The 13,817-nt window shown below is 42.8% G+C and carries 12 protein-coding genes; 8 read left to right on the forward strand and 4 right to left on the reverse strand.

Going from position 1 to position 13,817, the window contains the following annotated elements; all coding sequences use genetic code 11:
* Positions 1-19: 19 nt before the first annotated feature.
* The 3 genes from BLT41_RS03170 to BLT41_RS03180 form a co-directional block, all read right to left on the reverse strand.
* Entirely contained in the window at positions 20-991 is a 972-nt protein-coding gene (locus tag BLT41_RS03170) for a chemotaxis protein (protein WP_092158153.1), read from the reverse strand.
* Positions 992-1,203: 212 nt separating this feature from the next.
* Positions 1,204-2,298, reverse strand: a complete 1,095-nt coding sequence (locus BLT41_RS03175) for a glycosyltransferase (RefSeq protein ID WP_092158155.1) — start codon at positions 2,296-2,298, stop codon at positions 1,204-1,206.
* The gene (locus BLT41_RS03180) at positions 2,292-3,950 is read right to left on the reverse strand and encodes a glycosyltransferase family 4 protein (protein ID WP_092158157.1); all 1,659 of its coding nucleotides are present in this window, start codon (positions 3,948-3,950) and stop codon (positions 2,292-2,294) included. Before BLT41_RS03180 ends, BLT41_RS03175 begins: the two co-directional genes overlap by 7 nt.
* Positions 3,951-4,302: 352 nt before the next feature.
* Here BLT41_RS03180 and BLT41_RS03185 point away from each other — a divergent pair, with 352 nt between their 5' ends.
* The 4 genes from BLT41_RS03185 to BLT41_RS03200 all read left to right on the forward strand — a co-directional run bounded on the left by BLT41_RS03185 (position 4,303) and on the right by BLT41_RS03200 (position 8,563).
* Positions 4,303-5,787 carry a GGDEF domain-containing protein gene (locus BLT41_RS03185; protein WP_092158159.1) on the forward strand — a complete coding sequence of 495 codons (1,485 nt, stop codon included), beginning with the start codon at positions 4,303-4,305 and terminating at the stop codon, positions 5,785-5,787.
* 319 nt (positions 5,788-6,106) lie between these two features.
* Positions 6,107-6,778, forward strand: coding sequence for a queuosine precursor transporter (locus tag BLT41_RS03190; RefSeq protein ID WP_092158161.1), 672 nt, complete (start codon positions 6,107-6,109; stop codon positions 6,776-6,778).
* A gap of 83 nt (positions 6,779-6,861) precedes the next feature.
* Complete coding sequence (dapF, locus tag BLT41_RS03195) at positions 6,862-7,710, forward strand: diaminopimelate epimerase (RefSeq protein WP_092158163.1); 849 nt, start codon at positions 6,862-6,864, stop codon at positions 7,708-7,710.
* 367 nt (positions 7,711-8,077) lie between these two features.
* A complete protein-coding gene (locus tag BLT41_RS03200; protein ID WP_092158165.1) occupies positions 8,078-8,563 on the forward strand; it encodes a phage regulatory CII family protein in 486 nt (161 codons plus the stop codon).
* Positions 8,564-8,679: 116 nt separating this feature from the next.
* On the opposite strand, the gene BLT41_RS03205 is transcribed toward BLT41_RS03200, so the two are convergent.
* Positions 8,680-8,895 (reverse strand): hypothetical protein, encoded by a 216-nt coding sequence (locus tag BLT41_RS03205; RefSeq protein WP_092158167.1) that lies wholly within the window; start codon positions 8,893-8,895, stop codon positions 8,680-8,682.
* A gap of 285 nt (positions 8,896-9,180) precedes the next feature.
* Between BLT41_RS03205 and BLT41_RS03210 the strand changes: the two genes are divergently transcribed.
* The 4 genes from BLT41_RS03210 to BLT41_RS03225 are packed head-to-tail and all read left to right on the forward strand — an operon-like array spanning position 9,181 to position 13,792.
* Positions 9,181-11,403, forward strand: coding sequence for a methyl-accepting chemotaxis protein (locus BLT41_RS03210; protein WP_092158169.1), 2,223 nt, complete (start codon positions 9,181-9,183; stop codon positions 11,401-11,403).
* A complete protein-coding gene (locus BLT41_RS03215) occupies positions 11,403-11,888 on the forward strand; it encodes a chemotaxis protein CheW (RefSeq protein ID WP_092158171.1) in 486 nt (161 codons plus the stop codon). Before BLT41_RS03210 ends, BLT41_RS03215 begins: the two co-directional genes overlap by 1 nt.
* Before the next feature lie 3 nt (positions 11,889-11,891).
* On the forward strand, positions 11,892-13,136 hold the full coding sequence (locus BLT41_RS03220) for a CheR family methyltransferase (RefSeq protein ID WP_092158173.1): 1,245 nt from the start codon (positions 11,892-11,894) through the stop codon (positions 13,134-13,136).
* Positions 13,136-13,792: a chemotaxis protein CheW gene (locus tag BLT41_RS03225; RefSeq protein ID WP_092158175.1), complete on the forward strand. Its 657-nt coding sequence runs from the start codon at positions 13,136-13,138 to the stop codon at positions 13,790-13,792. The genes BLT41_RS03220 and BLT41_RS03225 overlap by 1 nt, the downstream gene beginning before the upstream one ends.
* The last annotated feature ends 25 nt before the right edge of the window (positions 13,793-13,817 follow it).

A 13,817-nucleotide genomic window follows, 5' to 3' on the forward strand; every position in this document is an offset into this window, starting at 1 on the left:
TGAAAACTTTTCCTGATAATTAATTTCGTGCAGCTTGAGACTTTTCAATCAGTTTGAAAACTCGTTCAGCTAACTGATTGATCTCGGCTTTTGAAATCTGGTCGTCGGCTCCGACAGACTGTCCTTTATGGTAGAGTGTGTCGGTGATGATGGAAGAACAAAGCAATACCGGAAGATGTCTGAGTTCCGGGTCATCCTTTATTCTCTTTGTAAGGTTATGTCCGTCCATGACAGGCATTTCAATATCCGTGACAACTATGTCGATGAAATCATCAATGGTTTTTCCTTCGTCTTTGGCCTGATTTCTCCACTCGTTGATTTTATCCCATGCCGTTTTACCGTTGTGAGTTCTTGTTACCTTGAAACCTGCATCTTCGAGCATTTGCCCGATCATGCGGCGAATCATGGTTGAGTCGTCAGCGATGATAGCCTTGAGTTGCTGGGTCTCGATTTTTTTGACCAGTTCGGCATCAGGTACTTCTGCGAGATCCATGCCGGGGTTCAGGTCAGCAACGATTTTTTCCAGATCAAGCAGGAATACAATACGCCCTTCCAGCTTAACTACCCCGGTGATTGAGTTTGCTGTGAGGGATGATACCTGTTTGCTTGGAGCTTCCACCTGTTCCCAACTGATGCGGTGAATTCTTGTTACACCGGAAACTAGAAAGGCTGTAGAAATTTTATTGAATTCGGTAACGATAACTTTAGGAGCTTCGCTTTCAACTCTGTTTTTACCTACTCGGCTGCTAAGATCGATCAGAGGGATAATTTCAGATCTGAGATCAAATGCCCCCAGAACAGCTGCATTTGTAGCATCAGGCATATCCGTGAGTTCCGGCAGACGGATAATTTCTACAACTTTAGCGACATTTATGCCGTAAAAGTTACGTCTGGTTGTGCCACCATGTACACTGTCAGTCTCATCAATGAAAAATTCTACGATTTCAAGCTCGTTAGTGCCTGATTCAAGAAGAATATTTGTTTGGGACATTTTTCATCCTCCCCCGAAATTCATGTGAAGTCAGCATTCAAATAAATTTATTTGTTTCGCTCAGTTTAAGATTAGCTCGAAAATACTGTTTATGAAAGATATTTTTCAAGATTATAACAAGACTCGTCCTTTTAACTCAAATAGAAACCATAGTGTAGTCAATCTAATTAAGCATCAAATATTAAATATGAGTAAAAAAATAACACAATAAACTAATTGTGGTCTAGTCGGTAATATACTTTTTTATAATCTTTAAGCATTCTTATTTGGTTATATCGTTTTGAGCCGGTTTGAAATCCGACAAGTCCAAGTTCACGGGAGAGTCTTTGGTTGAGCAGTAAAGTGGAAATTTGTTTGATGAAATCGTCTTTATTAGAAGGGGTTACCAATATCCCGTTCTTTTCGCTGATGATCTGTTCGACAACCCCGCCGACCGCATAGCTGACGGGAGCGAGCCCTTTGGACATGGCTTCAAGGATCACCAAAGGATGATTGTCTGCGAGAGTCGGGTATGCAAGAACATTTGCCGCCGTCATAAATTGACCGAGTGTCTCTCTGTCCACATAGGGAATGTTTATGAAATCGCCTTCCCTTGAAGTTTTATTTCCGCCTATGGCAAATCCGATAGCATCAGGAACCCTCTTTTTGATTCCGTTCCAGTAAGCTTTCCATTCCGAACCCGACTTATAAGCAGCGTTAACTCCTCCGTGAGCAATGAACAGCACGACTTTTGCCGCAGGGTGTAAGCCGAATTTTTTTCTTGCGAGTTTTTTATCTCCGATGGAATCAGGCCAGGGAATACCATTTGGGATAATTTTTACTGCAAGTCGTGAGTCTGCTATTCGGGCCTGATTAGCCAGCCATTTAGATGGAGAAATTAAAACGGCTTTCCGTTTCAGCAGGGTTTCGATGCTGGTTTTGCGAACAGTTTCAGAGTCTTGAAAACCTCTCGGACAAGGGGGCCGGCAACCCTTTTTAAAGTGCGCGCAGTCAAGAGGGTGTGAGCATCCTCCTGTTATCATTTGGGAATCATGAAGGGTCACGATAAGAGGTAATCCCTCTGGGAGTGCGGAAAGAAATTTTGCGGGATTTGCAGAGGAGTGAAGATGTACTATGGCATTGGCAGGAATTTTTTTTGCTGCTTCTTCTGGAGAAATGAGCGGATCAAGCGGATTTTCAGATGCTTCAAAGGAATGCAGTGATTTATATCCTGATTCTTTCATTTCATCATGAATGAGCAGGGCAATTCTTGTTGCGCCTCCGCTTTTTTTGAGAGCGGTGTGGTGAATAATTGTCCGCGCTAGCATGCCTTTTCCAGAATATCATGCTTAAGGGACCATAGAATATGAAATTCGGCTTCCCGTTTGTCTAATTCCGGTGCCATGGATTTAATTTTGGTGATAAGTTCTAATGTGGTAATGGGTTTGCGGGCAAAGAAAGCCATTTTGCGGACAACTTCCTGATTAAGATATCTTTCAATTCCTTGATATATTAGCGGAAATTCTTTTCCCTGATAGATTGCCAAGCCTGTAGAACCTGTTACAACCATTGTTTTTTTGCTGATAGTCGAGGTCGGATAGTGGGAAAAGATCTCACCGAATCGGACCTGAGCGGGATGTAGTATTTCCGAAATTCCCTTGGTTTCAACAGGGGCTGTATTCAGTTCTTCCCATAACTGTATGTGCTGACGAATTACTTCTTTCCATGTAAATTTTTTGTTTACTCTCGCTGCTCCGGCAGTGCCCATGGCGGATCTTAATTGCGGATCTTTTATCAGCTTTTCAAGTCCTTTTGCCAGTTTGGGTGTGTCTATTGCTGTTTGCTGTGAAATAAGCAGGTGGTAATGACTATCGAAGCATAACGGAGCCATAAGATCCACGGCAGGTGTTGCCTCTGCCCCTATGGTTTCAATTAAAAATCCTGTCTCATCGTGAACAACCAGATCTTTATAACCGTCATAGTCTGAAGCGATGATGGGAAGCCCCATTGCTCCGGCTTCAAGTATCGTCAGTCCGAAAGTTTCCTGCGGGTTGTCGGAAATGGACACATAAATGTCTGCCGCGCGATAAAGATTAAGTTTTTGAAGGTCGGTGGGGCGGGCAAAGATTGACAACTCCAGTCCCATATTCCGGCTGAGCTCCTTCAGTGTCTGCGGAAAATCGTCTTCGTCATCCATCCATCCGGCCAGAATAACTCTCACATCTTTTCTATCTATTCCGGCTTTAAAAATACGCTGCATGGCCCGTAAAAGAGGTAGAATATCCATTTTGGAGTAGTGCGCAATGCGGCCGAATACTAAAATATTAACTCTGTTGTCCCCGGAATTCAGTTCCAGCGCATTTAGAGCTTCAAGTTTTTGCTGCGGAGTCGGGGGAGTAAAAGTTGAGGGGTTAATTCCAAGAGGAATTTTTCTGATTTGCGGAGAAGGAAACTTTTTTTCATCCAGTTCAAAACCTTCGCGCAGATGCAGGAAATATTTTTCGACAACCTGCATTCCGGGGGTGGAGGTGGCAACGATGCAATCACGGGCGGTAGTACCCTTCCATATATAATTAAGGAAAGCTGAACCGTAGTTGCTGTAACTCAAAGAATGGGTTGTTCCGGTGATAGGGAAGATGTTTTTTGCAAAAGCGTTTCTTACTCGTGCAAGGTGCGGTGGATATAAGATGCAGTCTGACTGATGGAAGCAGAAGTATTCCTGCTTACTTATATATTCAGGAAGATCTCGTCGATCCAAAATTTTGACTTTATTATTTTCAATTAATTTAGGGAAGTTTTCCTTTATAAAACCGATCAGGCTGTCGCGGACGTTCCCGCTGCTTAGAAAGAAGTGGTATTCATCAAAAGGGTCTTCAGTCATTAATTCATTTAAAAACCCGATGTTTGCTACTTTCCGCCCAAGAACCGGTCCCGTTTCATAAAAGGGGTCCAAAGTTCCCCATATTCTTTGAGTTTTCATACCTTATTTCAAGCCATATTTGGGCCTGCTTTGTCAAAGGGTTTTATTTTCCGAAATAGATGCAGGTGACAAAAATCTGGCAGACTTTGCCACTTTATCATATTTGCTCAGGCTGCATATTTAGCGTGGTCCTCGTGGTAAAAGATTATAATACGATTTAAATTATAAGGTCTTTTGTGGATAACTGCTTGTAACATAGCGGTTTTTAGAGATTACGATTTGGTTGCCATGGGGCTATTGATTTTGCGAGCTGGTTTTCAAAAGGAGTGACTCTTTTATTTGGTCTTTTTTTTGCATTATAGAAGGCAGTAAACCCTTCTGACAGTATTTGGAATGCACAAGGAGACCCGATATGAATAGAGGAGAAAGACCTGAACTGCTTTGGGGGTTCGGTCTAAACAGTATAGAAGCCGACAAGATTGAAGACTCCCTCGGACCTGGATTTTTCTTGAGGAATTTTTCCGAAAGAGCTCTTCCCGGTGAGAAAGAATTTCTTCAGCCTGAAAAGCCTTCCGCTACATGGATTCCGCTCCGGGTTTGGAACGAGCTTTCTGAAGCGCGCCGGGCAACTTATCGTAAGCTGGAATCTACTCAGCGCATTCTTATACAGGATGAGTCTCAAAAAAAGGTTGATCTGGAGAGTGTTCTTGAAGATGGATTTCTTGCGGTAGTAAGTTCTCCATTAACAAGCTCCAAGGTTCAGGATGCCCTTTTCAGAGCAAAGGAAGTATCCGGACTTTATGGAGATCTCTATAGAATGACCGAAGAGATCATTATGGAACGTGAGCTTCTTTCCCGTAAGACGGAACAGTTGATGTTTTTAAATACCGTTCTGTCCAATGCTACCGAGCGTCTTGAAGTTTCGGACATCCTCGGACAGGCTGCAGAGGATTTGAAGCTGTTGCTTCCGGTTCTTTCTGTTCAAGGTGTTTTTTGGGAAGTTGTTCCTGCCGGAAAGCAGACCGAAGCAGAAATATTTGTCAATCCCGGTCTTATTCCAGCCGTTCAGGCCGAGTGGACCGAATTTATGATTGGAAGTGTTACACAGCTTAGCGGAATTGAAGTCGGTGGATATAATATTTCTGAAACTACTCCTGTCGCAGACCTTGCAATGTGTTACGGTCCGACCGGAGGAAGAGTGCTGGCGCTCCCCTTGATTTCTCGCGGGGAAAAGTTCGGTTGTCTGGTTATGCTTTGTGATAAGTCTGTAAGACTCGCAAAGGACCAGGTTAATACACTGAACGCTGCTGTGAATCATTTGTCACTTGCACTTAGCAATGCTCTGATGTTTACCAAGATTAAGACTCGCGCGGACCGCGATGGACTTACCAGAGTTTACAATCGGCGTAGTTTTGATGAAAGACTTGTTGAAGAACTCAGACGTCATCAGCGCCATAATATGGATCTATCATTATTGATGGTCGATCTCGATCATTTCAAGAGTGTGAACGATACATACGGGCATATGGCTGGCGACCTGGTGCTTGAGACAATAGCCAGAATTTTTGAAGAGACATTCAGAACAACTGATTTCATCGCCCGTTACGGCGGAGAAGAATTTGTTATTCTACTTCCTCATACCAAAACGGATCAGGCAAAAATGCTGGCTGAACGTATCAGGGAGAAGATAGAATCTAAGAATATGTCTTATCGGGATGTTAATTTTAATGTCACGGTAAGTGTCGGAGTCTCTTCTGTCCGTCCCGGAAGTCTTGCGAAGGAAACTGAAATAGTGCGTAAGGCAGATGATGCTTTATACATCGCAAAGGAACAGGGGCGTAACAGGGTTGTTGTTTCCGCTGCTTCGGCGGCGAGGTTGAAGGTTATATCGGCTTAAGGGTTTCTGTAGGCTTGTTACTGTCAGTGTTTACGAAAGGACGGTGCGAAATGTTCGCACCGTCCTTTTTTTTTGCTAATTTGGTGTCCTGCTTGACCTAACTCCTGAATGGGTGCAAATCCACCAAGTTATATTTTGGATCGGGTTCTTAACCATATTCGGAATAGAGTTGTGGACATACTACTTTTGTTTGGAATTTATGACAGGCATAAATTCTGGCAACGTATCCGTAATTATATAAATTTCTGGATATACTAATTATTTCAACAGATAGCGCTTTGACTGTTTTCAATGTCGCTGCTGAGGGAGCATCAATTTCATGAATGAGATACTTTGGATTGGATTCGCTTTGCTGGATTTGAGTCTTGTGCTTGTTGTTTATAAATTTTTCGGCAAAACAGGCTTGTTCGGGCTGATCGTTTTTAATCTGATACTTTGTAATATTCAGGTCTTAAAGACTATTGAACTTTTTGGAATGACCACAACTCTGGGTAATATTTTATATGCCAGTGTTTTTCTTTCAACTGATCTGCTGAGTGAGTTTCATGGAAAGAAAGAAGCGCAGAAAGCGGTTTTTCTAGGTTTTATGATTCTTGTAATGGCTGTTGTTTATATGCAATTGGCTTTAATGTTTAAGCCGTCAGCCGATGATTTTGTTCAGCCTCACCTTGAAGTTATTTTCGGTTTTCTGCCGAGACTCGCACTGGGAAGTCTTTGCGCTTACCTTCTTTCACAGCTTCATGATGTTTATGTTTTCCATAAGCTTAAAGAAAAGTTCGGAGACAGACATCTCTGGCTTAGAAATAATGCCAGCACACTGCTTAGTCAGCTCCTTGATTCCGCTGTTTTTTGTTTCGTTGCGCTATGGGGAGTTTTTCCTTTTGATATTTGGGTTGAAATCTTTTTTACCACGTATCTTTTTAAAGTTATTGTGGCTGTTATGGATACTCCTTTTATATATCTGGCCCGAAGAATTCGCTGTCGCGCATAATGAGTCAGGCGGCAAAGCTTGACGAATTCTCGCTTGAGATTAATACTTCTGTAAAAGTAAGTCATATTTAAGAGAGGCCATATATGAGTCAAATGTTCGGTAAAAGTATTCCTTTTTATAAAATGCAGGGTTGCGGTAATGATTTTGTTGTAATCGATAACCGCGAACTCGGTGTTCCCGTGGAAAAAATGCCTGAATGGGCTGAAAAAATTTGTAAACGGGCTTTTGGAATTTATGCTGACGGGCTGTTTTTTATTGAAAATGCGGGCGAAGGTTCCGGTTTAGATTTTAAATGGCAGTTTTATAATTCAGACGGATCAAGAGCTGAGATGTGCGGAAACGCTTCCCGTTGCGTCGGACGACTTGCTCACGCTCTCGGTATAGCCGGAGAACAGCATACTTTCGGCTCTGATGCCGGTCCTATCAAAGTGCAGGTGTTTCCTTTGCAGGAAGAGGTTAAAGTACAGTTAACCGAACCTAAAGATGTGAAGCTTAATCAGACTCTTGAGATTGATGGAGTGGAACATCATTACCACTTTGCGAATACCGGAGTACCTCACATAGTCGTTCAGGTTGCGGATGTTGCGACCGTTGACATCAAAAAACTGGGAAGTGCATTCAGATATCATAAAGATTTTGCACCGGCAGGAAGCAACGTTAATTTTGTTCAGATTGATGACAACGACAGTCTTATCGTGCGGACCTATGAACGCGGTGTTGAAGACGAAACATATGCTTGCGGAACAGGCGTCAGCGCGGTGCAAGTTACTTTGCATAGGCTGGGGCTTACAGATGCGGCGGTCCGTGTCAAAACTTCCGGCGGTGAAATTCTTAAGGTTATAATCGAAGGCGAAGGTGTTTTTCTTCAGGGCGGCGCTGAACTTACTTTTTCAGGGCAACTATTTTTAGAATCACTGAATCTTGATTGCTAGATCACGTATGATTAAATATTAAAGGGCGTTGCCGGCTGGTGACGCCCTTTACTTTTGATGAAGATTCCATACTAAAATAGAATAATTTAAAAATTGATTAATTCTATACTTGCAAGGGCTGAGTATTCGCTGTATAGCCTTGTTTACGAGCTGGGTGTGATTTACAGGATAATAGTTATTCCTGTCTCGCAGTAAAAGTTCTTGTTTGGTAGTAAAATAATAATAAGCCTTTTCGGTTAAGTTTCTGTAACATGTTTTAATTTAAGACTTAATGATCCTAAGTTATTTTAGAATGCAATGGCATGATTTTAGCTTAACATTCTTAAGATTAAATAAATATATTATAATAAAGTCAAGGAGACACACTATGGGAAATAATGAACTTACTAAGCTTTTGCAGGATGTTGTACTTAAAAACGAAAAACCTGCTCGTGATGTTGCTACTGAAATAAGCAAACCTTACCCAACACTTCTTCGTGAGATTAATCCTGAAGATAAGGGTGCGAAGGTTGGTATTGAGGAGCTTGTTCCTCTCATGAGATCTACAGGAAGTATTCGTCCTCTCACCAGACTTGCCAACATTATGGGTTACGTACTCGTTCCTATGGACATCAATCCTGGTGATCCTGATGAAGCAAACTACATGGCGCTTGATTTGATGGACGGTTTCGGAAGATATTCCAAGGCTCTCAAGAGCGCTTTGCAGGCTGACCCTAAAGAAGACTTGGTTAATATCGTTGAGCAGGAAGGCTTTGAAGCAATCACAGCAATTCTCACAATGGTTCACTACCTGCGTAAGAGAGCTGAAGAAGAAAAGGCTAAAAACGCTCCCCGTCTTGCACAGGTAAGCTAGTCTATTCATTTTAGTTCAAAATGCTCCGAGAAAAGAGCAAATGTCTATACAAAAACCCCGACTACCATTGGTAGCCGGGGTTTTTTTGCATTTGCTGAAAAAGTGCAGTCTGTAGCTCAGCAGTTATGAACGTCTTTATTAATATAAAAACATAAATCAAAAAGGTTGTTGACCATCTGTTCTACCAGCTGGTCCTGTTCCGGAGCGATTTCGCAACTGGTAACGGTTTTGTTGATGATTTTTGCGAAGAGCGAGGATACTAGCTCATCATCCTTGCTGGTCCAGTACTTGTTGGCAGATACAGTTTTATTATCAAATCCGTGATAATACATACACTCCTCCATGAGTGGCGACATTCATCCGGCGTGGAGATGCCTCACGTGTTCATAGTTAAAATATCGGTCAAAAGAACGGATCACTTTACGGGTAAAAAAAATATTTTTTAATAAATATGGATAGATGCTGCTTAACGTTGATTTAATCAAATAAAATAAATAGAAAGGGTTTGTGAGTATAGCCGTTGCTTAGTACTTTTGTTATGGTTTAAAAATATTTTTGTAATCTGTAATAATAACCCTCTGCCAAGCCTTTTCAGGTGAGAGGACGGGAATTCCCTGATGCGCTTTTCCTTAAGAAGAAAAATAATCATGATTGCCTGTGGAGCTGCTGTAATTCCCATTGTGGCAATGCTTTTTCTCACCAATATTTTGGAATCCAGTTTAAGAGAAAGTGTCGCTTCGGAAATTCACACTCTTATAACATCCCATGTTTCTCAGGTAACCGGTGATCTTTACGAGGAGTGCCGAACTTCGAATGAGTTGCTTGTGCTTGAAACAAAGCGGGCTGTAATGGCCTTGCAGGCAATGATTGACGAGGGCGGCGACATCAGATTTTTGAAACAAGAATCGGAATGGTCGCTTGTAAATTCGCGAGTAAAACAGAAAAAAATTACCGTTCCCGTGCTTATGATCGGTGATTATAGTTTGACTTATAGTAAGCGCAAAAAAGAGTCACTTCCCCTATTGGTTAATGCCTCTAAAATTTCCGGAGCTTATTGCACTGTTTATCAGCGTATTAATCCTGAAGGAGACATGCTGGTTGTCGATACGACTTCTAAAGTTGAAAACGAAAGCATGAAACTTGGCAGTGTCTATTATTCACTAAGTGCCGAAGGAAACAGAAAATTTATTATTGATGAGATTCTTTCCGGACGGCCTGTAAGTCTGCATTGTGAAGAGGATGACGGCATCAAGTTCATTGCTTTTTCACCTCTCCGGGATCAGGAAGGGGCTGTTGTGGGTATGCTTAGTGTCCACATGCGTGATGATATTTCTGACAATCTGCACAAGTCCATCCTTAAGACTTCTATTAATAAATCCGGTTTTGTCTGGGTTCTCGGCACCAAGGGAAAAGATCGCGGGGAATATATTTTATCACATTTCAGCAGTTCTGAAGAAGAAGCAAAATCAAAAATAGGAAAGGAACACAAGGCTTTTGTCGCAGAGTTGATTACGCAAGCAGTCAACGCCGGAGAAGGTAAGCTTTTGACTAAGGAATATCTTTGGAAATTAAGCCCTGACGATGAAGGGCGGATGAAACTTTCTGTTTACACATATTTTGCGCCGTGGGGCTGGGTCATCGGTTCCGGAGTCTATCTTGATGAATATAACGGTATTCGCGATCGACTGTCCGGGGCAATGGAGAAACTTACTCAGTGGCTTGGCATTACGGGTTTTGTCTTGCTGCTTTTGACACTGGCAGTGTCAATGTATGCGAGCGGGCTTATCGCCAACCCCATAAGCCATATGGTTGGTATCTCTAAAATGATTGCAAACGGAGATATTTTCGAAGCCAAGCGTTCTATTGAGATGATTGAAAAGGTTTGTCCTAATGCCCGCAAAGCAGCCCGGAATGTCGATCGGCAGGAGAATCTTGATGAGACTGGGCAGCTATATCTAGCGGTCAGGGATATGGTCGAGAACCTCGGTTCCCTTGTGGGACAGGTTCAGCGCTCAGGAATTCAGGTAACGACTTCTTCTACGGAAATTGCCGCTTCGGCCAGACAGCTGGATATCACCTTTAATCAGCAGGCTTCTGCAACTACTCAGATAAGCGCGACCAGTACGGAAATTTCTGCAAATTCGGGCGAATTGGCCGGAACCATGCAGGAAGTTACCGCCTCTGCTTCAAACATGGCTCTGCTGGCACAGGAAGGTCAGGATGGGTTGAAGACCATGATTCGAATCATGAATGATCTAAGCGTTGCCACTTCAAGTATCACTGATAAATTAGCCGGAATTAATGAAAGGGCAAATTCTATTGAGGGGATTGTCGGGACAATCACAAAAGTTGCGGACAGGACAAATTTACTGTCCCTGAATGCGGCAATTGAGGCTGAAAAGGCAGGAAAGTTCGGACAGGGCTTCTCTGTTGTTGCCGGAGAGATAAGGCGACTTGCGGATCAGACTTCTGTAGCGGCTCTTGAAATTGAGAATATGATCGGTAACATGCGTGTTGCGGTTGATTCAGGAGTTGTTGAGATGGATCGTTTTGCTGATGATGTCCGTTGCGGAGCCGGAAAGGCCGTAAAGCTTGGAAAGAAGCTTGATGGAATTATGATGGGAGTTCGAGATCTTAACCCCAGAATTGAGTTGGTGAATGACGGTATGTCTGCACAGGCCGAAGGCGCGGAACAGATAAGCGAGGCCCTGGGGCAACTTTCAGATACGGCAACTCATACTTCCGAAGCGCTTGGAGAGTTCAACCGGGCTGCATCTCAGCTTAATGAGGCTGTTCAGGGGTTGCGTGATGAAGTTTCGCGTTTCAAGGTGAGTGAGTAATGCTCGTTCTTACTTTCAGAATAGGACAATACGCTTACGGACTTGAAGCCCGCTTTGTCGCTGAGGTTGTTCCTCCTACTATTTATAAAGAACTTCCGCGTTCTCCGGGGTATGTTAAGGGAATATTTAACTATCGTGGTACAATTACACCTGTTGTGGATCTCTCAATGCTTGCGACTGATACGGCTTGCAAACCTTTGATGAGTACCCGGGTAATTATTTTAGATTTTGCGGATATTGATTCTGCTGAAGAGCGGGGAGAAAGGTATCTGGGTTTGCTTGCGGAAAATATAACTGAAACTGTAAAACTTTTTGATTCGGATTTTGAATCTTCCGGCTTAGAAATTCCGGATGCTCCGTGGCTTGGAAAGGTTGCGAGAATTGAAGGTGGTATGCTTCAACTTATTAAACCGGGCAAACTGCTTTCTGATGAGTTGCGGACAGTTCTTTTTTCCAAGTCAGAAATAGAACAGGTTGATGGTTAAAATATGAATCTTGAGCCGTTTCAAAAAATCCTTAAAAGGGCCATGGGCCTTGCTCCGGAATCTCTCGGAAAATCAGGAGTCTGTCATGCCTTGCAGGTAAGGATGCGGGCGGCTGGTTGCAGCGAACTTGAATATCTGAGGCTGCTTCAAACTGATGAACAGGAAATTTCAGAGCTGATTGAAGAGATTGTTGTGCCTGAGACGTGGTTTTTTAGGGATACAAAACCTTTTGAACTGCTTTCAGAAACAGCCGTGAGTTGCCGCAGAGACGTGTATAAAGTGTTAAGCGCTCCATGTTCTACAGGAGAGGAGCCTTATTCTGTTGCTATGGCTCTTATGGGGGCTGGACTGTCTACAGATCGCATCAAGGTTGATGCTGTGGATATCAGCAAACGTGCATTATCCAGAGCTAAAGACGGAATTTATACGGACAACTCGTTTAGATCAGAATTGCCTGTTTACGCTAAAAATTGTTTTAAAAAATGTGAACAAGGGCGGAAGTTGGTCGATAGGGTTAAGGATGTTGTAAGTTTCTATTCAGGGAATATTGTTGAGGGGGAGCTTCCGCTTGGACAATACGATGCTATTTTTTGCAGGAATTTGATCATTTATCTAGATGAAAGTTCAAGGGAATGTTTAGCTGAACTGTTTAATGAAAGATTGAAAAAGGACGGGTTGCTTTTTGTGGGGCATGCTGAGGCCTTACCGCTTTTTAATAAATATTTCACTCAGGTAAAAAGGTCCGGGGTTTTTGCTTTTAAGAAGACAGAAAAGAAAAGCGTAGACAGGGCAGTTAAGTCTTTTAACTGCATCAAACCGAAATATCCGGCTTATCCAGTTCGTAGTGACTTGGTTTTGTCTGAACAACGTAAAAAAAGATTAATTAAGAAGCCGTTGGTTGATAAAGATACATCTCAACAGCTTGAAAACATGAAGTTTTCATTAGATGAGGTTAGGCTTTTGGCAGACAGGGGAGAAACCTCAAAAGCCTTGTCATTATGTCAGAATATTCTGGTGAGTGACGGTCCTGAGGCGAATGTTCTGCACTTGTGCGGTTTACTTTATGAAGCACAGGGAGAGCCTATGCAGGCTGAAGAGTATTATGGAAAAGCATTGTATTTGAATCCGCAGCACTTGGATTCTCTGGTGCACCTTGCGCTGCTGGTCGAAACCAGAGGTGATGAACGTAAGGCTGTTCTTCTTCGTAACCGGGTCCGGCGGGCCGAAAAGCAAAATGAGGCCGGCTAATGCTCGATACCTGTTGGAATGAAATAGGTTATGTCGGTGACAGGTCATGTCCAGAGCTTACGAAGTGGAGCCATTGCTTTAATTGCCCGCAGTTCACTCAAGCCGGATTGAGCCTTTTACATAGAGAACCTCCCGAAGGGTATCTGGCTGAAAATTCTGTGGCGGTTTCAATTGCCAAAGATGAAGAGGTCGCAGAAACTTCCGGGGCCGTTGTATTTAGAATTTCAAAAGAATGGCTGGCTCTGTCATCACTTGTTTTTGTTTCAGTTCTCGAACTTAGAAAGATACGGCCTGTTCCTCATAAAAGTGGTAAATATTTTAAAGGATTATCAAGTCTTCAAGGGCAGATAGTCCCTGTTGTTTCAGTCCGTGACCTTTTGGGGCTTGAAAGGGAATATCTTACTGAAGAAGAAAAAGGGTTCAGAGTTTACAGCAGGTTCATCTGTTTAGATCGGGGACTTGGCCGGTGGATTTTTGAAGCTGACGAGGTTTTGGGAGTGCATCATTACTTTGCTGATGCTTTGCTTGATGCCCCTGCTACCGTTTCAAAAGCTCCTGCTGCGTATACCAAAGGGTTGTTTGATCTTGATGAAAAACGGGTATCTCTTCTCGATGAAGAGTTGTTATTTGAAGCATTTAATCGCATCATAAAATAGTGGCGGAAATTTTGGACAGCCTGAC

The organism is Maridesulfovibrio ferrireducens (assembly GCF_900101105.1).
Lineage (GTDB): Bacteria > Desulfobacterota > Desulfovibrionia > Desulfovibrionales > Desulfovibrionaceae > Maridesulfovibrio > Maridesulfovibrio ferrireducens.